The sequence below is a fragment of the Acetobacter sp. P5B1 genome, from assembly GCF_018811985.1.
In the GTDB taxonomy this organism is placed as follows: domain Bacteria; phylum Pseudomonadota; class Alphaproteobacteria; order Acetobacterales; family Acetobacteraceae; genus Acetobacter; species Acetobacter cerevisiae.
Window position 1 is genome coordinate 13,296 of sequence record NZ_JACRVS010000021.1, and the last position, 19,658, is coordinate 32,953.

The window sequence follows — 19,658 nt, forward strand, 5'->3', positions numbered from 1 at the left end:
TGGAATCACTTCCAAGCCCACTTGCCGATTACGCGACCATTGATACTGATCTCCTCAAGGGTCAGCTCATAAGACGAGTAGGCGGGATTGATGCTCATAATCCGTACACGCCTAGGTTCTTCCATGCCCGGAAGCAGTTCTAGCCGCTTAAGAACCAGCCCAAAGCCATCCCAAAGAACATAGATGCCGGGAGGCGATGGGGTGCGGTGAGCTGTATCAATCAGCACCCTGTCCCCCGCCTGATACTCAGGCTCCATGCTGTCACCAGCAACGCGAATAATAGCCAACTTATCCGGCTCTTCGGTGAAGGCGGATATATAGGTGCGGGGGATCTTCCAATGCTCAGCAGGCCGAAGTCCGTCTTCGGGTGAGCAGAGTTCTGGTATTGCCCCAGGGCCAGCCGACGTCACCACATCATATTCTGGGATCGTGACGTGAGAAGAGGGCGAATGGGTAATGGTGGGAACTACTGACCCCAAGCCCTTCTCGGCATGCAACGCCTCCCACGAAGTTCCCAAAAAAGCAGCGAGGTCCTTCAGTCGCTTTCCAGTTGGGTGCGTCTTGCCGGATAGCCACTGGCTTACCGCTTGAGACGAGATACCCAAGGCGTTTCCTATGTCGGTTGGGCCGACCCCAGCGGCGGCCATAGCGGCCTGAAGATTCTCTCTGAAAGACATTCTTTCTTTTTACCCTGCTTTCGCACGCCTCCATACGTAAGAAATACTTGCTTACCATGGAAGTATGGCTTACGTATCGAATATGGCTAGAAACCCCACAGGCAACAGGCCGCCCAGTGTACAGGCGGCAATCAATAAGGCGGGCAGCATGACGGCGCTCGCTGGTATTGTTGGCGTGACGCCCGCAGCCGTCCGGCAGTGGCGCACTATCCCAGTTCATCATGTAAGGGCAATCAGCAAAGCTCTTAAGCTGCCGCTGCGTGAACTGCTTCCCGAGCGCACCCCCGCCACACAGGAGGCGCGGTCGTGAGTGAGGAAAACCCTAAAAGAGTGATCGCTTACTCACTGACTGGCCCTGTCTATGCAGATGAGAGCATGTCTGACGAGGATGTAGCGCGCCTCAGAAAGAGTCTTTCAGGGCCTCTTTCAGCCAACCAATCCGACCCTCTGGCCGCACATCGGGAACGCGAGCGGCTTGCCAAGTTAGTGTGCCATGAACTTTTAAAGGTTCTGAAACCGGACGATTTCCATCAGTTTCAAGGATCGCAAAGCCAACGGTCACTTCCATCATTTGCTCGCTTGGGACTTCTTTTTCGTGAGCCTGCAAAGCGCGCTCGGACCAGCTTTCAAGGAAAAGTTTTTTCACATCGAATCTCCATGGTGGTTGTGGCGATTGCCATGGTGGTGGGGCTGCGGGCGCTGGTCAATCTGCGCTCGCAGCATACCCGTACGGATGGGGGTGTTCGTCAATGATCCGCCTCCACAGAACCAGCGGCAAGACTGCCCAGACTGAGGCGCGCGAGGCGCGTATGGCGTCCGCTGTGGCGATGTACCGTCGCGGGTTAACCCAGCAGCAAATCTGTGTGGAATTAGGCGTCAGCATTGAAACCGCCCGGCGATATCTTAAGGACAGCAAGGGGCGGTCTGCCCATAAGCAAGCAGCTAAGCCAAAACCCCGTATGTTCCGTCGCCACTGCCTGTGCTGCAACACGAAGATAGCGGTTGAAAGCCCGTATCTGCGTATGTGCAGCACGTGCCGGGGTAATGCGCGGAGCGCGATGCTATGACCCTCGCCAAAAAGACCGCCAACCCGCCCGCCGGGTTCAAGATTGCTTATTCCCGCACATCCGGCACCGGCGAATGGTCCGCATTTGGAATGCAGAGACTTTCTCCAATCCTCCTCGAGCAGGTTGCGGCACTCGATCCCGACGTGTGGGTCCAATACGGCAACCGCGAGGGCCGGGACGTTATTTATGTGAGGGCGAAATAGATGGCTGGCTCCGTCAATAAGGTAATTCTCGTGGGCAACCTGGGCAAAGACCCGGAAGTCCGCACCACGCAGAGCGGTCAGAAGATCGTTTCCTTCTCCGTTGCCACGAGCGACACATGGAATGACCGCGCCTCTGGTGAACGCCGGGAGCGCACGGAATGGCACCGCGTTGTGGTGTTCAATGACAAGCTCGGAGAGGTCGCAGAACGCTTCCTGCGCAAAGGCCGCAAGGTCTATCTGGAAGGCGCTTTGCAGACCCGCAAATGGGCCGACCAGTCCGGGCAGGAACGCTACACAACCGAAGTGATTGTTGAGCGGTTCCGGGGTGAACTTGTGCTCCTTGATAGCAAGGATGCGGGAGAGGGAGGCCAGACCCAGCAGGGCCAGCGCACCCAGAGCAGCAACCGCAGCCAGCAGAATAGCCAGCAGGCGGGCGGATGGGATGCGCCGAGCAATTCCGACCTCGACGACGAAATCCCGTTCTAAGCCACTCACCCAATGGCCCCGCATTCAACCTCTATTTCCGCGCCGACCAGCTTGAGCAGTTCTCTACGCTGCTCAACGGTCGCGTGCGGATGCATCCAGCGCCAGATCTTCGCTGTCCGGATCAGGGACTGCGCAAGATATGGCGTGTCTGTGTGCAAGTGGTCGGGTGCGGTGTCAGCAGTGTCCAGAGGTGAGAATGCGTTGGTGACATATTCTCCCCCGTATTCCACCGGTCCAAATTCAGTCTCCTTCTTCATGGTTTCTCCAGTCTCTCGTTCTCGCAAAACGGAGAATGGACAATGATGATGGAACTTTCTCGGGAAAATGTTTCCCGAAATGTCACCCCAATTCCCTCGAACGAAATCTGCGCAGAGGCCGTCAGTCAGGCCATGCAGGAGCGTTACGGGGATCTTCGCAATGCCGCCAAACGGGTGTCACGCGCACGCGGCTGGTCGGTGAAGGCTTTCAAAAATTGGCTCTACGGCACCAATGCGCCACGCATGCAGGATCTTATCGTCCTGATGGCGGATTGCCCTGAGCTGGAACAGAGGGTCGGCCAGATGGTCGAAGAAACAAGGAAATGCCTACAGCAATCCAAACTCTGAAATGGCGTGGCTTCGGTTTTGACCGCGGGGACGGTTTTTTTGAAATCCGCGTGGGGCTAATTGGCTTTGCTTTCCTGCGGCAAAACGTATGGCAGTCAATGCGCAGTGAGCGTGAAGCTTTGTCACGGCTGGAGCAGGAAAATGGAAAGCTCCGAGCTGCCCTGCAGGATCGTGAAGATCGACTGCGCGCTGTGATTATTGTGGCGTGCCCGGAAAACAATGTTGATGTTATCGAGTCAGCGAAATGACCCGCCGCAACACCCTAACCGATGGCGAGAGATTGGGATTTGTCAGGCGGTGGCTTGACACTTTTCAGTCTGAGGCGGCAGCGGCCCGGTCAATCGGCATGAAGCGTCAGCAGCTCAACGAGATGACCAACGGCGAAAAGCCATTTTCAGACCGCGTGCTTAATGCGGCCGGAATCAAAGTGGTCCGGCCTCCTGCCGAATATTATCTGATGGATGAAATCTGATGCCTTTCCCGAAAAACCATGACGACGAAAACAACCAGTTTCCCGGAAGCGACGACGCAGCAGTGGGTGGCATAGCGGCTGACCGGCTGCGGTCGATTATTGAGCGCGTCGAACGGCTGGAAGAGGAGCGTAAGGCTCTGTCTGGCGATATCAAGGATATCATGACCGAGGCAAATAGCGCCGGGTTTAATGTAAAAGTTATCCGCCAGATCATCCGCTTGCGCAAGCAGGAGCCAGCAGACGTGGAAGAACAGGAAACTCTGCTCGACATCTACCGCCGCGCAATTGGGATGTGACAGATGGCCCAGAACGAAGAGGACCGCCTCCATACCCACATCTGGAAGGCCCTGCAATTCCTCCTGCCGGACGACGCCGTAGCATGGAGCACGGAGAACCGACAGATGGGGCCGCGTGAAGGTATGCGCCGGAAGATGCGCGGGTGTGTGCCTGGTGTTCCGGATATGGAAATCCACTACCGGGGCCGCACGTTTCTGGTGGAGATCAAGACGCCAAAAGGCACTGTCTCCAAGATCCAGAAAGACATGCACCGACGCCTTAAGGGCGCGGGCATACCCGTGGCCGTCTGCCGCTCTCTGGAGGATGTTATGTATTTTCTGGAGACGCATGACGTGCCGTTGAAGGGCGTGGTGATGGCATGAGAGCGTCAGGATACGAACGCCACGCAGACGACTGGTATGTCGAGCCTGCGTGGTGCGTGGATGCGCTTGTGCAGGTCGAGCGGCCATTCATTGGAGCAGTTCTGGACCCGTGCTGCGGGGGAGGCAACATCGTCACCCGCCTGCGCGCCAACGGCGTTCATGCGCAGGGGGCCGACATTCGGGACCGGGCAGACGGCCAGTTCTCAGTGATGGGGTATGCGCAATCTCTGTTCGATGCGAGGCCCGATAGTGTGGTGAGCAACCCACCCTATGGGCTGGCGCAGGACTTCGTTGATTCCTGTCTGACCACAACCACTGATCGCGTGTGCGTTTTACTGCGGCTGGCGTTCCTGGAAGGACAAAAGCGCCGGGAATGGCTGATGCGCTCTTCCTTGGCGCGGGTCTGGGTGTGCAGCAAACGTGTTTCCATGCCACCGGGCGGAACGGATGTGGCCGCCAAAGGCGGATCAATCGCCTATGCGTGGTTTGTTTTTGAGCGGGGATACAAAGGGGAACCGTCTCTGGGTTGGCTTCCGGATGTGGAGAAAGCGTCGTGAAAATCAACAAATTTCCGCACCGCACAGAGTACCCAACCCTGCGCGAACCTGCTAAAACGACGAAAGCCGCCGGTGCGCTAACACCGGGCGGCTTTCTGACCAATGCTTGAAAGGGACTCAAGGAATGGCTGAAAGTTTCTGTACCATGCCTGATCCGCTAACGCCAGCCGATTGCGATTTGCGCGGCTATGACTTTATGCCTTTTTATGGGGTGAGGTATTTCCGATCATCCAGTTACATGCAGGCCGCCGCCCGCAACCCGCGCGCTGGGCTGGCTGCAATGAAACTATGGTGGGAGGCTTGGTCACAAGTCCCGTGCGGCAGCTTGCCCGATGACGACATTGAGCTTGGCATGCTCGCCGACTTTGGGACGGATCACCGCGCATGGGCCAAGGCGAAAGAAATAGCCCTGCGCGGCTTTGTAAAATGCTCAGACGGACGCCTCTATCACAAAGAGCTTTGCGAGATTGCTCTCGATAAATTCGATCTGCGCCTCAAATCAGATGAAAAGCGGGAGTCCGACCGCGAACGCCTCAAAGCATGGCGCGCGAAACAGAAAAACACCGGTAATCAGCCAAATATCGAAACCAAATCTGAAACGGATAATGAAACGCAGACTGAAACAGTTTCTGAAACACCCGGTGAAACAGATAACGAAACGCGTTTCGTCGCAGGTAAGAGAGTAGAGAGTAGAGATATATCCTCACTTCGTTCGGATGTAGGTTGTAACGCGCCCGACGCGCCACCCGAAAAGCCGATGGAGGACCGCTGGCAGGAATTGGGGGAGGAAGTCATTGCCGCAGCTGGCACAGACCCGTCCCGCAGCATGGTCCAGACCGGCGGCGTGCGTCAGTGGCTCGCGGACGCCAGGGCTGTGGGCTACGGCTATGACGGGGCACGGGATATCATCCTCGGCGTGGTGCGTGAAAAGGCCAAATACGGCGGACGAGGCAAGCCCCCGGCATGGTTCGATAAGCCGGTGAGTGACGCCATTCGCACCGGGACCATCAGCGCCAGTGGCATTCAGCGAGAACCTGCGCAGAAACCGAAATCTCGGTACCAGCAGTCAGTCGAAATATGGGACAACGTGCCCGACATCGAGGGGGTGTGACATGACCGCCATTGCAAAAATCCGCCAGAACGCCGTAGCTCAGGCTGCCGCGCATCCGGTCCTTTCGCCCGATCTTGCTGCTATGGCTGATGCTGTGAGGCAGGGCGTCCCGATGCTTGCCCGAGACCTAACCCCGGAGCGTGTCGCTGAAGCCCGTGGCGTTGTGGCTCTGGCCGAAACTGACGGGCCAGCTCCGGAAATGCTGATTGCCGCTTGGCTGAAAAAGCTGACCGCGCTTGTCGTCAATCCGCCGGCGGACGCAACCGAGAGCGCCAACAAGACCCGCGCCATTTGCGAAATCTGCGGGGATTTCCCGGCAGGCGTTTGGACGCCAGAGACCCGCAAGGCATGGGCAACCCAGGGTCCGCAAGGCAAGTTCTGGCCAGCCCCAGCCGAACTCTACGCCCACCTGCTGCCCTACGCCGAGCGGCTACGTCGGAACGTGGAAGGGTGCCGCAAAATCGTTCGGTTGGCTGAGCGGGCAGGGAAGCGGGACGAGGGCGTGAGCGAAGAAGAGCGCGCCGCTGTTGTCGCGAAAATGGCCGCATGGCGCGCGCAGCACCCGGACGCAGAACCGGAGCGCAGGCGGCCCGAGGTCAAGATGCCGAGCGTGTCGGAGCGGATTGCGGAATACCGTAGGCAGATCAAGGCTGATCCGACCGCAGCGGAATGGCTCTTGCCGATGATCAAGAGCCTACAGGATCAGATTATACCCAAAAATCAACACAGCGCGCCACACAGCGCAATGAAACCAATCTCGGCATACGTGGGTGCCGGAAATCACCAGCGGGCAATGTAGGGGGATTTAGGGGTATGTTCGAGAAAGTTGGAACTAATGAGTGGGAAGAGGTGCCTTGGGACGAATGGCAGGACCCGTTTAAACCTCTGGCGCCGGTCGCAGGGAGCGTGACCATCCACGAGCCAGAGCCCGGCCTGATGGATGAGGAGATCCTGCCGCTTGAAGCTGACTGGTTCAGGGGGCCGAAATAAAACACCTAGAATAGAGCGGGGAGTACAGAAAGGCCTGTACTTTTGGCGATGGGGATGATTATTTATGCGTTTATTAATTCAAAAATTCATGAATGCAAAAATGCTCCTGCCCCACGAACACAGAGCGCACCCTGATGGAACCGTAACGCGATGGGTGAGCATTGACGGAGTTCCAACAAAATTGCGTGGCAATCTCACTGTGGATGGCAAGAAGTTCGCGCCTACACGACGTCCTGACTTGCCGCTCTACGTTGAAGGAGTTGAGGCCATTGCCGATGACCATTGAACCCACCGACTGCCGCCACCCCAATAACGCTGGGGTTTACGCGCCGCCGAGGAATTGGGCGGTGGCTTGTGCGGCTACTCAGGCCAAGCATGGGGTGCCGTTGACTGAGGCGCAGAAGGTGGCGGTGAGGGAGGCGAGGAAATGAGCATGCCCAGTCGTCACGTCAAACAGATTCTCGCAACCGTCAAAAAGCGTGGGCGGGTCGCGCAGATCACGAATGGTGGTCACGTCAAATGGCGGCATGACAGCGGCGCTTTTCTGTTTGGATCAGCGACGCCGGGTGACCGTCGGGCAGCGCGCAACCTTATGGCGCAAATGCGGAGAGTGGAGGCGGGTTGTGCGGCACAATAAAAATCAGATGGCAGTGGCGCTATTAAGCTGCGGCGTGGTGGCAACCTTGGTTGCCAGTGCTTTGACTGTGCTATCTGCGATGCGGATGTATGCTGAGGTGAATAAGCAGAAAATGTCTGGCGTGTAGTGATATGGAAACAGCTATTAGGCCAGAAAATCTAACTCAGCAATATCTCGTTACTCATATACCACCTGACGGAACTCTGACGAAAACCAAGGTGATAGGCCCCGCAGGCGCTGCCGATATGATCCGGCAATATTTCTTTGATATTGGCTCACTTTCAGTGAAGGTAGATAAGGTCAGCCCATGAAAAAGCCGCGCACTTATGTGCAGCGCGAAATCCGCGTTGCTGACAATAACGGGCCGACGCCGGAGCGGGCCGCAAAGCCTGATTACGACACTGTCGCCGAAGGGAAAAAGACAGTTCGTCGCAAACGGAGCATCTTGGCTACTCTTGAGCGTTCTGGCCGCATTGACGGTTCAGTCGTGACTATCGCGAACCGCTGGTATCATGATTATGTTTTTTCCCAGTCTGGCATTCTGGAGATCGATGCAGAGCTCCCGGAAGGCTATGTGAAGGGCGATGTGCATACATTTGCCATCGCACGCGGAAAGGCCGGAGAACGCATTTCTCTTGTGCGGTCCATGCTGACGGAAAACGAGCATCGCTGGCTGATTTTCTTGCTTGTGCGTGAGTTTTCGATGTCAGAGTTGGGGGCGAGTTTGTGGCCGGAATTGTGCCGAACCCAGCAGATAGCGCGATGTGAGAAGCAAGCTGAGATCGTTCTCAAAAAGCTAGCCAACGCATACCCGGCAGCCCAAAAAGCACAGGTTGATGCGCCTCCACGTTCGACATTTCCTCAACGCAAGAAAATTGCCCTTGACTATATGCAACATAAAATCCAAGATTACTCAAAATCGCATACTTACGCTTAAGCCGCCATAGAGCGGCTTTTTCTTTATCCTGAAATCCTGATGTCTCTCCAACGCGGCCACGTCGTGCAGTTTGCGCGCTATCGTGCTGTGTGCGTTGAGGTGAGGGGAAGGAAAGCTTTCGTCTGCAAAGTTATCCAGCCGGATGATTTGTGGCATCGGGCAGATTTGCCGCTTGATTGGTTGGATTGCCTGATGGGTGGACTGACGACTTCGCTGCGTATTCGGTGTTGGCCGCATACGGTTCGCAACCATGGTTTGCAGGTTGTTGGCGAGGTCTCTCCGGCCTGTATGGAGCGGGTTGACCTGATGATTGAAAAAGAACGCGGCATCCGGGCGCTTGAGGAAAAGTGGCGGGATATTGGGTTGAATTAGGAGGGTGAATGGCTGGGCGAAAGGGTCCGTCAAAGCCTCGGCGTGTTACAAATGTTACAGACCCTACGCGCGATGTGCGCGATATCTTTATCGAGCATTTGCGGCTGACAGGGAATGTATCCGCGTCAGCGCGGCACGCAGGGGTGAGCCGCACCACTGTGCATCGGTGGCGTGCAGTTGAGCCAGACTTCGCTGAGCGTTGGGATGATGCTGAAGAGGAGGGCATAGATGCCCTTGAGCAAGAAGCGCGACGGCGGGCGACAGAGGGCGATGAAGAATACGTCGTTTCAATGGGGCAGTTGGTGAAGGACCCGGAGACGGGCGCCTTTCTAACGACGCGAAAGAGGTCAGACGGCCTCATGACGTTGTTACTTAAAGCTCATCGACCCGAAAAATACCGAGAGCGGCACGAAGTTAAAAATACGGGCAATATCTCGATCAATATCACGCAGGACGATGACAATCTCTGATGGTTGCCACGCTAAACCCCAAGCAGGCCGAGGCGAATAGGCTGCTGGGGAGTGCGGCTACGCATATTCTGCTCCGGGGTGGTTCGCGGTCCGGCAAAACGTTTTTACTGCTCCGAGCAGTTGCGATCCGTGCCATGAAAGCGCCTGGAACCCGACACGGCGTTTTCCGGCATCGCTTTAATGCGCTCAAGCACACGATCATTGGCGACACGTTCCCCAAGGTTATGCGTCTGTGTTTCCCGGATGTCCCGTATGCACTCAACCGGACGGACTGGTTCGTAACTCTCCCAAATGGTTCGGAAATACTGTTCCATGGGCTGGATAGTTCAGACCGGACAGAAAAAATTCTCGGTTTGGAATTCGCCACCGTTTACATGAACGAGGCGTCCCAGATCAGTTATGCCGCGCGCAATATGCTTATTACGCGACTGGCGCAAAAATCGCCGCTTGCGCTGAAAGAGTATATCGACGCCAACCCGCCGACCACGTCGCACTGGCTATATAGCCTGTTTGAAAAAAAGGTTGAGCCAAAGTCTGGAGAGCCTCTGAAGGATCCAGAGTCCTACCAGACGATGCAGATCAACCCGGACGCAAACCGGGAGAACCTGTCGCCGGAATATCTTGCTCAGCTTGAGGCGCTACCGGAAAAAGAACGGCAGCGTTTTCTTTTTGGCAATTACCAGGCGGCCATTGATGGCGCGCTCTGGTCGCTGGATCGTATCAAGCGGGCTGCACCCGTTGGTGACGCCAGCCGGGCTGCCGTCGTTGCTCAGATGCGACGCATTGTTGTGGCTGTTGACCCTTCGGGTTGCGCAGGGCCGGAAGACACCAGATCGGATGAAATCGGCATTTCTGTTTGCGGGGTCGATGGCGACAAGAACGGACATGTTCTGGCGGACCTAACTTTGCGGGCTGGGCCGGCAGGATGGGCAAAAACGGCCATTGACGCGCTGGACCTGTGGCATGCTGACCGTATCATTGCTGAGCGTAATTTTGGCGGCGCAATGGTGGAGGCCACGATCACGGCGGCTCGGGCTACGGCCCCAGTCAAATTGGTCACGGCCTCTCGTGGCAAATACGTCCGGGCCGAGCCGATCGCGGCTCTCTATGAGCAGGGGCGAGTGACGCACCACGGCAGATTCCCGGATCTTGAGGACCAGATGTGCCAGTTTTCGGCGGCTGGGTTCCAGGGTTCGAAATCTCCGGACCGGGCGGACGCGATGGTCTGGGCGCTGACGGAATTGATGTTGGAGGAAGCGCCCCAACCGGCCCGCATGGTCCGCACAACATTCAACCTAGGCCGCTAAATGGACTGGCAGGAACTCAAAAAAAACATCCCAGTTACGGATAGCCTGCCGGAGCGTACGAAAGAGCTTCTTCGACTGGCTGCTGTGCGTGACGGTCGGCAGTATGACGGCATTCAGTATGGGTTCAGCACAGAGTATGTGGCTGGGAATTACATTCCCCTCAGCCAGCGCCGCCCATCCGTGCAGACAAACCTCTGCCGGGTGGTTGTTGAGGATGCTGCTGCGCTGCTGTTTGGTGAGAGCCATTGGCCGACGATCAAGGCGGGAAATGAGGGCACATCAACCGGCCTGACTTCGATCACGTCACACGCGCATATTCCGTCCGTTATGATGGAGGCTGCGATCAAAGGTTCCGTCGGCTCTGTTGCTCTTCTGGTCGAGGCCGTTGATAACGAGATCCAGATTAGCACGCTGGAGAGCGCCTACCTGACGCCGGTCTGGTCTGCCTCTGGTCGGCTGGAGAGCGTCACGCAGCAGTACCAGATTGCTGGCGCGGATGCAGCTGCGATGGGCATCTCTGTGCCTTCCGAAAATTACCGTGCTTCGTATTGGTATCGTCGGGAGTGGACGACGACGGAGTGCCGCGTCTATGCGCCGTGGCTCGTGTCTGACACCGATCATCGCCCGTCCGTGTCAGCCGATCTGACGCCAGCGCCGCACGGCCTTGGGTTTGTGCCAATCGTGTGGGTTCGCAACCTTGCACCACCTGCTCGTGATCCTGACGGTGAATGCACCTTCGAGCGGGCAATCTCGACCGTGATTGAGGGGGATTATCTGCTCTCGCAATCCGGACGCGGGCTGAAATACTACTCTGATCCCAAGCTGGTTCTTAAGGCGGGCGGTGGCGATCCAGCGGGGGGAGAAGAAGCACCAGCCTCACAAGGTGGGGCAGCGAATGCCATTGTCGTCCCGCCTGACGGTGACGCCAAAATGCTGGAGATTAACGGCAACGCTGCCAGTTCCGTGCTTGAGCAGTGGCGAGAATTGCGGGCGATCGTGCTGGAGCAGCTGCACGGCAACCGGGCGCACTCCGACAAAATCTCTTCCGGCCAGTCGGGCCGGGCAATGGAGATGATGTGTCAGTCTCTGGTGTGGCTGGCAGACCGTCTGCGGCTTTGCTACGGCGAGGGCGCGTTGCTGTCGCTCTATCGCATGATCTGCGATTTTTCGATTGCGCTGGACGGCGGGATCAAGGTTGGCGGCGAAAGCGTCGTGCTGGATGCGTCTGGCTTAGCTCTTGAGTGGCCCCCGTATTTTCCGCCGACCGATGGAGAACTGCTCCAGTTGGCGCAGGGCCTCGTGACTGCCGTGCATGCGGGCATCCTGTCCAACGAGACGGCATGCAGCCTGTTCGCCAGCAAAATTGGCGGCGCAGATCCGGCAACGGAATGGGCGCGCGTGCAGGTGGATCTTGTAAACGCAAACCTTCAGGCAGCCCGCAAAAGAGACGCTGACCTTGCGAAAGGCGACCGCTCTGCGGCTGCGGCGGGGCGCACACAAACGCATCAGGTCACAGCCTGACGCACCCGGCTGATGCCGGTCAACATCCATAAAATTGCGAGAGAAAATGGCAGAAAATACCAATCCGGCTGATGCTGGCATTGACCCGAACACCGTGCGCGAACTCCAGCGGGCAAGGGCGGATCTGGTTTCCGTTCGAGAGGAACTGAAGCGTGCCCGCGAAGATGGGGACGCGATCCGCTCTGAGCGTGACGCGGCCATCAAGGCCCGCGATGGTTTCAAGGGGCAACTCGCCCAGCAGAAGGGCGATTTTGAAGCCAAGTTGACCGAAGCGCAGAAAGCGACCGAGACAGCGCAGAGTGAGGCAAGCGCCGCTCTGGAGCAGTCAAAAGCGCAGGCCGACGCAGCTGTTATCCGGGCTGAGGCCAAAGCAGCCGCAACACGGCTGGGTGCAGTCGCTCCCGAAGATGTCGTCAAGCTACTCGATCTGTCCACCGTCAAAATGGGCGAAGATGGGCAGATTGAGGGGTTGGACGATGTGATGGCCGCCGCTAAAGAGGCGCGCGGGTATCTGTTTACGGTTCCGGCCAAGCCCGGCACCGCGACCGGCACGACCGCCGCGCCGAACGCACCCAATCCGGGTAAGCCGGTTCCGTTTGATGCTCGTAAGGCCACACCCGAAGAGACTGCGGCAAAAGCCCGCGAACTCGGGATCAACCCGAAATTCCTGACCTCCTGATCGACCGCTGATGTGGTCCCGCTCGGCGGCTGATGCTGCGAGCGCTGTGTAATAATCCGCAAGTAGTGAGATAAAAAATGGCGATTGCCGATTTCCCCGCAGCACTCCAGCCCGTCATTCAGAACGGTTTTCTGGCTCGTGCTTTTGAAGCCAGCCTTGAATCCAAGCTGGGTTTCCGCTCCATTGCCGACCGCATGGGGTTCCCCGCCCGTATTGGTCAGACGATCACTGACACCCGGCGCGGCCTGCTGGCCCCCGTCGAAACACCGCTGAACCCGGCCAGCAACACCAATTTCGATAACGGCCTGACGCCGGGCGACTGGTCAGTTGAACAGTACACCCTCGAAATTGCGCAGTATGGCAACACTATGGACCTCAACCAGGTCACTGAGGGCGTAGGTATTGCCAACCAGTTTGTGCAGAATGCGCAGGTGCTGGGCATCAATGCCCGCCAGTCCCTTGACCGTCTGGCCCGTAACGCTCTGTTTGGGGGTGCTATTGGCGGCGTTGGCGGATATCTGGGCGGCAACACCCGCGTGACCACGGCGCTGGGCGCTGATGGGACCACCGTGCAGGTTGACGACATTCGCGGTTTCCAGCGCCTCATGACTGCCGAAGGGCAGGTTGTGCCGGTCTCCGCGTCTTCCGGTATGACAGTTACCGTCGGCGCAGGCTCTTACACGCTCACCGGCGTGTCTGCCGATGCAGCCAACACCAGCAAGGCACCGGGCGGCATTTCCGGCACGCTGACGTTCTCTGGCAATGTCGCCGCTGCGAACGCCACGGAAAATGCCGCCGTTGTGGCCGCAACCGCCCCACTGGTTCTGCGCCCGAATGGCCGCGCCACGACCGCCGGGCTGTTGGCGTCTGGCTCCAAGGACGCCAACGGCACGGTTGTGACAGGCGACTACCTGACAATCGATACGATGTTGGGCGCCGTTGCTGCCCTGCGTAACAACAATGTCCCGACGATTGACGGTTGCTACAACTGCTTCCTGGACAACTCCCAGCTTCTGGGGCTGTTCCGCGATCCGGACTTTAAACTGCTGTATCGCGGCCAGTATGGCTCGGATGAATACCGCACCGGTCAGGTTTTTGAGCTGCTAGGCATCCGGTTCATCCCGACCACGGAAGCGCCGCAGCAGGCGTCTCTGGGGCAGGGGCAGATCCACCGCGCCATCATCTGTGGCTCCGGCGCGCTGATTGAGGGTGATTATGCCAACATGGCGCAGGCATATACCAACCTGCCGGGCGAGGTTGAACATATTGACGACGTGCTGATGGTCACGCGCCCGCCGCTGGATCGTCTGAGCCAGATTATTGCGCAGTCCTGGTCATGGATTGGCGGGTTTGCTCTGCCAACCGACCTGACCGCCAACACGACGGTCATTCCCACAGCGACCAACAGCTACCTCAAGCGCGGGGTAGTGATCGAGAGCTTGGGCGCAACCTCGCTTGGTGCTGCCGCCTGATGAGGCGCGCGCGCAGGGGGGCGGCTGAACAGGCCGACCCACCTGTGCAGGCCGAGAGTGATGCCGCGCCTGTGCAGGCCGTGAGGCTGGCGTATCCGTTTGGATTTATCGAGACGGAATATAACCGTGGACGGTTTGAGTGGGTGGCGGGCGAGGTTGTACGCAACCCTGCGGAAATTGCCCTTTTGCGCTCCCACGGAGCGCCGCTGGAGCCTGTGTAATGGCAGATGCAACCGATCCCCTGACAGATGACGAGCTGGTCACGGTTCGGCGTTTTATGGGGTTTCCGGCGATGGGTGGGATCAACAGCAGCCAGCAGTCATGGCGGTTTTTCAAAGTCTATGGCTTTAACGAGTGGCGGCTGAGAAACCTTGCGGACGCAGAAGTCGCTCAGGTGCGGCAATACGTCAAAGATATTGCCGCGCTGGAAACGGCCATCCTGACAGCCAGCGACAACCTGGACACAGACAAGGCTGCCGTCTGGACCCACAACAAAAACGAGGTGCAGGACCGGATGGGCCTGTTTAACCGGTGGCGTCGGCAGCTTTGCCAGTTTCTTGGCGTCCCGCCCGGCCCCGGCCTGCGCACAGACAGCCGCATTGTGATCTGAGGACAAATGAGCATCGCAAGAATTCCGCCCCAGACGTGGGCGCGTATTGAGAACGGTTTTGTGGTCGAGATCCGCACCGTTGAGGCTGGCAAACCTGCGCCGTGGGATAATGCCCGCGCCATCCGCGTGACCGGTGTTCCGTGCGAGATTGGGTTTGCCGCTGATCGGCACGGCAATGTTGCGCCGCGCGCTGGCCGGTATCCACTGCGCGAGGGGGAGGCCGCCTACTGTGCGCCGTGCGGCGTGCCTGCTGAGCCGTCCGGCTCCGTGGCTATCGCGCTGGCCGCCGCAAACGTGCATCCGGAAGAGGACGCAGAAAAGCTGGCAGCTGAACACGATCAGGAGGATGCGAGTGATGGCTAAACCTGCAGCACGTCCAACCAGCATGGACGCATACCTGCGATCCAAGCAGGACAAGACAGAAGACCGGTTTATGTCCAGCCTGACCGGCATGACGATGCGTGATTTCAAAAAGACCCCGCAGGCTCGAGCTATTGACCGGGATGTGGTTGCCCTCAATCAGAGGCAGGTAAAGCGGAAATAATGGATCAGGCGCGCCTACAATCCAAAGTCGCCAAAGGTTATGCCAAGGCCGCACAGAGGCTCGGCGCGCTGACCACGCAATACCGCCCGGCGGCCCGAACCGCCCCAATGGCAACGGCGCACGCAACGCTGATGGCGGATTTTGCGTCTGATGCGGCGTTCACGTTCCAAAAGCCCCCGCTGTGGGGAAAGCCGACGGTTTACGGCCTGCTGGACACAACAGATGTGCTGGCCGGTGATATTCTGGCCGCGCCTATGGGCACGTATTTTGTGGCGCGGTTTGAACCATATCGGCCTGTCATTTGCATCCTGACAGATCGCGTAATCAGCTTTTCCGCCACCGCTCAAAGTGGTTCGGGCATAACGGGAGACGGATCAGCTGGAACCTGCTCTCTGGCAGGTTATCAGGACGGATACGGCGGCCAAACAGATGACAGCGGTGCTGTCACGGTTGAGGCTTCGGGATGGCCGGCCAGCATCTTGCGTCGGGGCGTAGGCTCCAAGATGGATACCGGGCTGCCTGGCGCGCTTGGTCAGGCCCAATTCGATGTGCTGTGCCCTATCATCCCCGGCTTCGTGCCAAAGGCCTACATGCAGATCGAAGATGATTTAGGCGTGTCTTACACGGTGGATGCTGCTGAGGTTTCGCAATATGGGAGCCGCCTTATTGTGTCGGTTAATCAAATCTGATGGCAGACATTGGCACTATCTCGCGGGCCTTGGCTTACAGCATTGCGCAGATCCTCTATCCGTCTGGTATCGGTGCCGGGACATCACCGCTGACAGGGCGCCGAACCATTGTCAGGCGCGGGTGGATCACCAATGCCGACTATACCGGACCGTGCGGCCTAAGGTCAGGCGTCGATTATGTAACGGTCACGTCATATGGCTCCGCGTACCGGCAAATTGCCGAGCCTCTGGGATGGCCATGGAGAGAAGGCGCGGTTAGTGCTTGCTCTGTCAGCGTTGAGGCAGCTGGCAATCAGGCAACAGTCAGTATTCCAGAAGGGGTGTCGCCAAGTGGACTTGTTGGCCTGAGGATTACTCCTGACAGATCCGGTCTACTCCCGGCGAACATGTGCGTTTCATATGCCGTGCAGTCGGACGACACGCCTGAATTGATTGCGCAGTCTCTGGCTGGTCTGATCGATGGTGCATATACGTCTGGGCCCACGGTGATTGTCCCGAATGCTACGCTCATTAAGGCAGCAACGGCTGGGTATGGCCAGATCACACGAACAACCCGGCGACAGGAGCAGTTATTTCTGGTCTCCCTCTGGTCCAGCAATGGCAACGCTCGTGATAATTTAGGAAGCGCTCTGGACGCGGCGCTATCTGCCCAATCGTGGCTTGCTACGCTCGACGGCCAGAATGCACTGCTGACTTTTGCTGGCAGCAATGACGTGGACAGCGCGCAGATGCAGAGCCTTTATAGGCGTGACTTCCGCTTCAAAATCACCTTTGACACCATCAATACCCAGACTGCGGCACAGATGATGTTTGGGGTCGGCTTGTCGCATGCAGCAACACAGATTGGCGTAGCACTTCATCCCTTTGGGGATACCCCGGGTAATGCTGGCGCGCTGAGCTCTGACGAACAGGGGACGTTTTACAAAGACGCCGCCGGGAACCTCGTGTTTGCGGTGGAGCAGCCCTACGAAGGGTTGATGCTCAATCAGGCTGGCGATGTGGTTCTGCAGGACACCGCCACCAATCTAGCCGGGCAACCGGCCTAACCAGCGAGACAATATGACAGACACACAGGACGGCGCGCCCGCTACGGCAGGCGTGAAGGCCGCTGTTGTGCCTGCTGCGACTGTTCCGGGCGGACCGCTTTATCGCGTGATCCGGCCCGGCCACGGTTACAGTGTCGGCGCAACCATTTCGGATCAGTCTGAAATCAAAAAGCAAGGTGCAGCCATTCGGCTTTTCGCTGTGCCTGTTGGGAGCGTATAATGGCGAAAATTTATCAGGCGGGCGCGCTGAACACGACATCCCTCACGGTGCCGAATGTTTACGTGCAGATTCAGCAGCTGGTGACACTCCTGAATGGCGTTTCGTCCAGTCGTGTTGGTGTTGTCGGGACTGCCTCATGGGGGCCGGTGAATGCACCGGTCGTGATTGGGGGTATGCCAGATTATCAGGCTGCATTTGGCACAAAGCAGGCGCTTGCCAGTGACATGGGCGTGAACGTCAATATCGCTGTGTATCAGGGCGCGTCGGATTTCCGGTGCGTGCGTGTGACAGATGGCACAGATAAGGCCGCTACCGGCATGCTGTCAGGTGCCACACTTACGGCGGTCTGCACGGGCACTTCCGGCAATACGATCTCTGCGAAACTGACGCAGGGAGCGATCAACTCGGCCATCTGGACACTGACAGTTAGTCATAGCCTGCTTGGCACCGGCTCCTATCAGGGGACGACCTGGGCAGAGATTGCCGCCGCAGCAGTATCCGACACCTCGGCTCTTGTTGTCGTTTCGGGCGGAACAGCCATCACAGCAGGGAGCGTTACTCTCGCAGGGGGCGCTGATGGCGGAACGCCTTCCACTTCCGCATTTATCGGCTCTGATGGCACCACCCGCACAGGCCTTTACGCTCTGCGCAATCAGGGTTGTGCCATCGGCCTTCTGTGTGGCCTGTCTGACACCTCCTCATTCTCTGCCCAGATTGATTTTGGGTTGGGTGAGGGGCTTTACATGGTCTCAGCGCTGCCGTCCGGCACCAGCGTGTCCGCCGCAGCTTCTGCGCTGACTGGGGCGGGTGCCGATAGCTACGCGATGAAGGTCATGCATGGTGACTGGCTATGGTGGGATGATGACACCAACGGCAATATGCTGGTTTCTCCTGCAGCGTTTGCCGCTGGCAAGCTGGCCGGGCTTTCTCCTGAGCAGTCCACGCTGAATAAGCAGCTCTATGGGGTCATCGGCAGCCAGAAAGCGGGCCTGACCAGTTCCGGCACGTTGGCGTCCTACTCGGATGCTGAGCTGACGGCGCTGTTTGACGCTGGTATTGACGTGATCTGCTACCCCGCTCCCGGCGGTGAGTATTGGGCCGTGCGCGGCGGCATCAACTGCTCCACCTCAGCTGCGGTCAACGGCGACAATTATACGCGCCTGACCAACTATCTGGCCGAAACGTTCGCCACCGGGATGGGCACATATATCGGGCAGACCATTAATGCCGATCTGTTCGTAAACATTGAGGCCACGCTGACGGGATTCCTGTCGAACATGCTGGATGAGGGCATGCTGGGCAGCACAAACGGCGCTGTCCCGTATTCTGTGATCTGCGACACCAGCAATAATCCCGATAGCCGGACGGCGCTTGGCTATGTGCAGGCGGATGTGAAGGTCAAATACATGGGCATCCTGCGCTACTTCATCGTCAACCTGCAGGGCGGTCAGGGCGTGACTGTCACTGTGGCAACAGGGAGCTAAGACATGGCGACCAATCCATATAGTATTGGCCGGAATTGCCGCCTGACATTGCTCTGGGCCGGTAGTCGGGTTGATCTGCGAGATGTAACCGGGTTCACGGCCAATCAGGAAACCACCACGCAGCGGGCCGATCCGCTCAACAGCACTCCTGTAGAATTTGCCACCCCCAATGGTTGGCGGGGCAGTTTTACCGTGGCGCGCGCTAACCGGGCGCTGGATGATCTGGTTGCGGACATTGAGGCCGGGTTCTGGTCAGCGGGCACGATCAATTCCGGCACCATCTACCAGTATATCAGCGAGCCGGACGGCAGCACGTCGAAATGGCAGTTTAGCCAGGTTGGCCTTTCGCTTTCGGCTGGCGGCTCATGGCAGAAAGAGGGGATCGTTTATCAGACCCTCAGCTTCTTCTCACCTATTAGGACGAAAATTGCATGAACATCCCAGCAGAAGTCACAACCGCAGCGGGCCATACGCTTGGCCTGAAGGAAATCAACCCCGGCGACATGCTGGATCTGATTGAGGCCGCAGGCTCGGCCATGTCTTCAGCTTCTGCTGGGGCGTGGCTGGGCTATGCTCAGATGATCTGCTCTGTCACGTCCATTGACGGTGTGCCCGTGCAGATGCCGATGACCAAGGACGAGGTGCGTAACCTCGCAACGGAAATTGGCAATGATGGTGTCGCGGCGCTGTCACCGATTTTCTACCCCAAAGCCGACGCCAAAACGTCTGACACGACTGAAACGGCAAAAAACTAAGCAAGCACCCTGTTTTTCGTGAACTACTCTTCCTCGTGAAGAATGGGGTGCCATGGTCCGTTGTGATGCAATGGAGTTCAGCGCGGCG

34 protein-coding genes are annotated in these 19,658 nt (G+C 58.0%); 32 read left to right on the forward strand and 2 right to left on the reverse strand.

Annotated features, from left to right (window positions below):
- Positions 1-5: 5 nt before the first annotated feature.
- Entirely contained in the window at positions 6-677 is a 672-nt protein-coding gene (locus tag KP703_RS11745) for a LexA family transcriptional regulator (protein ID WP_252354039.1), read from the reverse strand.
- A gap of 82 nt (positions 678-759) precedes the next feature.
- Between KP703_RS11745 and KP703_RS11750 the strand changes: the two genes are divergently transcribed.
- From KP703_RS11750 to ssb, 4 genes are all read left to right on the forward strand, one after another.
- Complete coding sequence (locus KP703_RS11750) at positions 760-987, forward strand: YdaS family helix-turn-helix protein (protein WP_256441414.1); 228 nt, start codon at positions 760-762, stop codon at positions 985-987.
- Positions 984-1,430 carry a hypothetical protein gene (locus KP703_RS11755; protein WP_215755065.1) on the forward strand — a complete coding sequence of 149 codons (447 nt, stop codon included), beginning with the start codon at positions 984-986 and terminating at the stop codon, positions 1,428-1,430. The genes KP703_RS11750 and KP703_RS11755 overlap by 4 nt, the downstream gene beginning before the upstream one ends.
- 310 nt (positions 1,431-1,740) lie before the next feature.
- Positions 1,741-1,947, forward strand: a complete 207-nt coding sequence (locus KP703_RS11765) for a hypothetical protein (protein WP_215755067.1) — start codon at positions 1,741-1,743, stop codon at positions 1,945-1,947.
- Positions 1,948-2,433 (forward strand): single-stranded DNA-binding protein, encoded by a 486-nt coding sequence (gene ssb / locus KP703_RS11770; RefSeq protein WP_215755068.1) that lies wholly within the window; start codon positions 1,948-1,950, stop codon positions 2,431-2,433. It abuts the gene before it with no gap.
- A gap of 5 nt (positions 2,434-2,438) precedes the next feature.
- Here the strand turns inward: ssb and KP703_RS11775 are convergent, their stop codons facing one another.
- The gene (locus KP703_RS11775; RefSeq protein WP_215755069.1) at positions 2,439-2,690 is read right to left on the reverse strand and encodes a hypothetical protein; all 252 of its coding nucleotides are present in this window, start codon (positions 2,688-2,690) and stop codon (positions 2,439-2,441) included.
- A gap of 42 nt (positions 2,691-2,732) precedes the next feature.
- Between KP703_RS11775 and KP703_RS11780 the strand changes: the two genes are divergently transcribed.
- The 28 genes from KP703_RS11780 to KP703_RS11915 all read left to right on the forward strand — a co-directional run bounded on the left by KP703_RS11780 (position 2,733) and on the right by KP703_RS11915 (position 19,570).
- Positions 2,733-3,038 (forward strand): hypothetical protein, encoded by a 306-nt coding sequence (locus tag KP703_RS11780; protein WP_215755070.1) that lies wholly within the window; start codon positions 2,733-2,735, stop codon positions 3,036-3,038.
- A complete protein-coding gene (locus tag KP703_RS11785; protein ID WP_215755071.1) occupies positions 3,014-3,286 on the forward strand; it encodes a hypothetical protein in 273 nt (90 codons plus the stop codon). The genes KP703_RS11780 and KP703_RS11785 overlap by 25 nt, the downstream gene beginning before the upstream one ends.
- Entirely contained in the window at positions 3,283-3,510 is a 228-nt protein-coding gene (locus KP703_RS11790) for a hypothetical protein (RefSeq protein WP_215755072.1), read from the forward strand. Before KP703_RS11785 ends, KP703_RS11790 begins: the two co-directional genes overlap by 4 nt.
- The gene (locus KP703_RS11795) at positions 3,510-3,806 is read left to right on the forward strand and encodes a DUF2312 domain-containing protein (RefSeq protein ID WP_215755073.1); all 297 of its coding nucleotides are present in this window, start codon (positions 3,510-3,512) and stop codon (positions 3,804-3,806) included. Before KP703_RS11790 ends, KP703_RS11795 begins: the two co-directional genes overlap by 1 nt.
- A gap of 3 nt (positions 3,807-3,809) precedes the next feature.
- The gene (locus tag KP703_RS11800; protein ID WP_215755074.1) at positions 3,810-4,169 is read left to right on the forward strand and encodes a VRR-NUC domain-containing protein; all 360 of its coding nucleotides are present in this window, start codon (positions 3,810-3,812) and stop codon (positions 4,167-4,169) included.
- Entirely contained in the window at positions 4,166-4,726 is a 561-nt protein-coding gene (locus KP703_RS11805) for a hypothetical protein (protein ID WP_215755075.1), read from the forward strand. The genes KP703_RS11800 and KP703_RS11805 overlap by 4 nt, the downstream gene beginning before the upstream one ends.
- A gap of 124 nt (positions 4,727-4,850) precedes the next feature.
- Positions 4,851-5,837, forward strand: a complete 987-nt coding sequence (locus tag KP703_RS11810) for a hypothetical protein (RefSeq protein WP_215755076.1) — start codon at positions 4,851-4,853, stop codon at positions 5,835-5,837.
- A gap of 1 nt (position 5,838) precedes the next feature.
- Positions 5,839-6,636 (forward strand): hypothetical protein, encoded by a 798-nt coding sequence (locus KP703_RS11815; protein WP_215755077.1) that lies wholly within the window; start codon positions 5,839-5,841, stop codon positions 6,634-6,636.
- Between the two features lie 14 nt (positions 6,637-6,650).
- On the forward strand, positions 6,651-6,827 hold the full coding sequence (locus KP703_RS11820) for a hypothetical protein (RefSeq protein WP_215755078.1): 177 nt from the start codon (positions 6,651-6,653) through the stop codon (positions 6,825-6,827).
- Positions 6,828-6,891: 64 nt separating this feature from the next.
- Positions 6,892-7,113 carry a hypothetical protein gene (locus KP703_RS11825; protein ID WP_215755079.1) on the forward strand — a complete coding sequence of 74 codons (222 nt, stop codon included), beginning with the start codon at positions 6,892-6,894 and terminating at the stop codon, positions 7,111-7,113.
- A gap of 141 nt (positions 7,114-7,254) precedes the next feature.
- A complete protein-coding gene (locus KP703_RS11830; RefSeq protein WP_215755080.1) occupies positions 7,255-7,464 on the forward strand; it encodes a hypothetical protein in 210 nt (69 codons plus the stop codon).
- Positions 7,465-7,771: 307 nt separating this feature from the next.
- Positions 7,772-8,401, forward strand: coding sequence for a hypothetical protein (locus KP703_RS11835; RefSeq protein WP_215755081.1), 630 nt, complete (start codon positions 7,772-7,774; stop codon positions 8,399-8,401).
- Positions 8,402-8,440: 39 nt separating this feature from the next.
- Positions 8,441-8,773, forward strand: coding sequence for a hypothetical protein (locus tag KP703_RS11840; RefSeq protein ID WP_215755082.1), 333 nt, complete (start codon positions 8,441-8,443; stop codon positions 8,771-8,773).
- A gap of 74 nt (positions 8,774-8,847) precedes the next feature.
- Complete coding sequence (locus KP703_RS11845) at positions 8,848-9,243, forward strand: hypothetical protein (protein ID WP_215755083.1); 396 nt, start codon at positions 8,848-8,850, stop codon at positions 9,241-9,243.
- Positions 9,243-10,550, forward strand: a complete 1,308-nt coding sequence (locus tag KP703_RS11850) for a phage terminase large subunit (RefSeq protein ID WP_215755084.1) — start codon at positions 9,243-9,245, stop codon at positions 10,548-10,550. Before KP703_RS11845 ends, KP703_RS11850 begins: the two co-directional genes overlap by 1 nt.
- Positions 10,551-12,071: a phage portal protein gene (locus KP703_RS11855; protein WP_215755085.1), complete on the forward strand. Its 1,521-nt coding sequence runs from the start codon at positions 10,551-10,553 to the stop codon at positions 12,069-12,071.
- Positions 12,072-12,117: 46 nt separating this feature from the next.
- On the forward strand, positions 12,118-12,750 hold the full coding sequence (locus KP703_RS11860; RefSeq protein WP_215755086.1) for a phage scaffolding protein: 633 nt from the start codon (positions 12,118-12,120) through the stop codon (positions 12,748-12,750).
- A gap of 77 nt (positions 12,751-12,827) precedes the next feature.
- Positions 12,828-14,222, forward strand: a complete 1,395-nt coding sequence (locus tag KP703_RS11865) for a DUF4043 domain-containing protein (protein WP_215755087.1) — start codon at positions 12,828-12,830, stop codon at positions 14,220-14,222.
- On the forward strand, positions 14,222-14,443 hold the full coding sequence (locus KP703_RS11870; RefSeq protein ID WP_215755088.1) for a hypothetical protein: 222 nt from the start codon (positions 14,222-14,224) through the stop codon (positions 14,441-14,443). Before KP703_RS11865 ends, KP703_RS11870 begins: the two co-directional genes overlap by 1 nt.
- A complete protein-coding gene (locus KP703_RS11875) occupies positions 14,443-14,832 on the forward strand; it encodes a hypothetical protein (protein WP_086653098.1) in 390 nt (129 codons plus the stop codon). Before KP703_RS11870 ends, KP703_RS11875 begins: the two co-directional genes overlap by 1 nt.
- Positions 14,833-14,838: 6 nt before the next feature.
- The gene (locus KP703_RS11880) at positions 14,839-15,195 is read left to right on the forward strand and encodes a hypothetical protein (RefSeq protein WP_215755089.1); all 357 of its coding nucleotides are present in this window, start codon (positions 14,839-14,841) and stop codon (positions 15,193-15,195) included.
- A complete protein-coding gene (locus tag KP703_RS11885; protein ID WP_215755090.1) occupies positions 15,188-15,376 on the forward strand; it encodes a hypothetical protein in 189 nt (62 codons plus the stop codon). The genes KP703_RS11880 and KP703_RS11885 overlap by 8 nt, the downstream gene beginning before the upstream one ends.
- Positions 15,376-16,065 (forward strand): hypothetical protein, encoded by a 690-nt coding sequence (locus tag KP703_RS11890; protein ID WP_215755091.1) that lies wholly within the window; start codon positions 15,376-15,378, stop codon positions 16,063-16,065. The genes KP703_RS11885 and KP703_RS11890 overlap by 1 nt, the downstream gene beginning before the upstream one ends.
- Before the next feature lie 386 nt (positions 16,066-16,451).
- Complete coding sequence (locus KP703_RS11895) at positions 16,452-17,111, forward strand: hypothetical protein (protein ID WP_215755092.1); 660 nt, start codon at positions 16,452-16,454, stop codon at positions 17,109-17,111.
- A 13-nt stretch (positions 17,112-17,124) separates the two neighbouring features.
- Positions 17,125-17,331 carry a hypothetical protein gene (locus tag KP703_RS11900; RefSeq protein ID WP_215755093.1) on the forward strand — a complete coding sequence of 69 codons (207 nt, stop codon included), beginning with the start codon at positions 17,125-17,127 and terminating at the stop codon, positions 17,329-17,331.
- Positions 17,331-18,815, forward strand: coding sequence for a phage tail protein (locus tag KP703_RS11905; RefSeq protein WP_215755094.1), 1,485 nt, complete (start codon positions 17,331-17,333; stop codon positions 18,813-18,815). Before KP703_RS11900 ends, KP703_RS11905 begins: the two co-directional genes overlap by 1 nt.
- 3 nt (positions 18,816-18,818) lie before the next feature.
- Positions 18,819-19,250 (forward strand): hypothetical protein, encoded by a 432-nt coding sequence (locus KP703_RS11910; RefSeq protein ID WP_215755095.1) that lies wholly within the window; start codon positions 18,819-18,821, stop codon positions 19,248-19,250.
- Complete coding sequence (locus tag KP703_RS11915; protein WP_215755096.1) at positions 19,247-19,570, forward strand: hypothetical protein; 324 nt, start codon at positions 19,247-19,249, stop codon at positions 19,568-19,570. The genes KP703_RS11910 and KP703_RS11915 overlap by 4 nt, the downstream gene beginning before the upstream one ends.
- Positions 19,571-19,658: the final 88 nt, after the last annotated feature.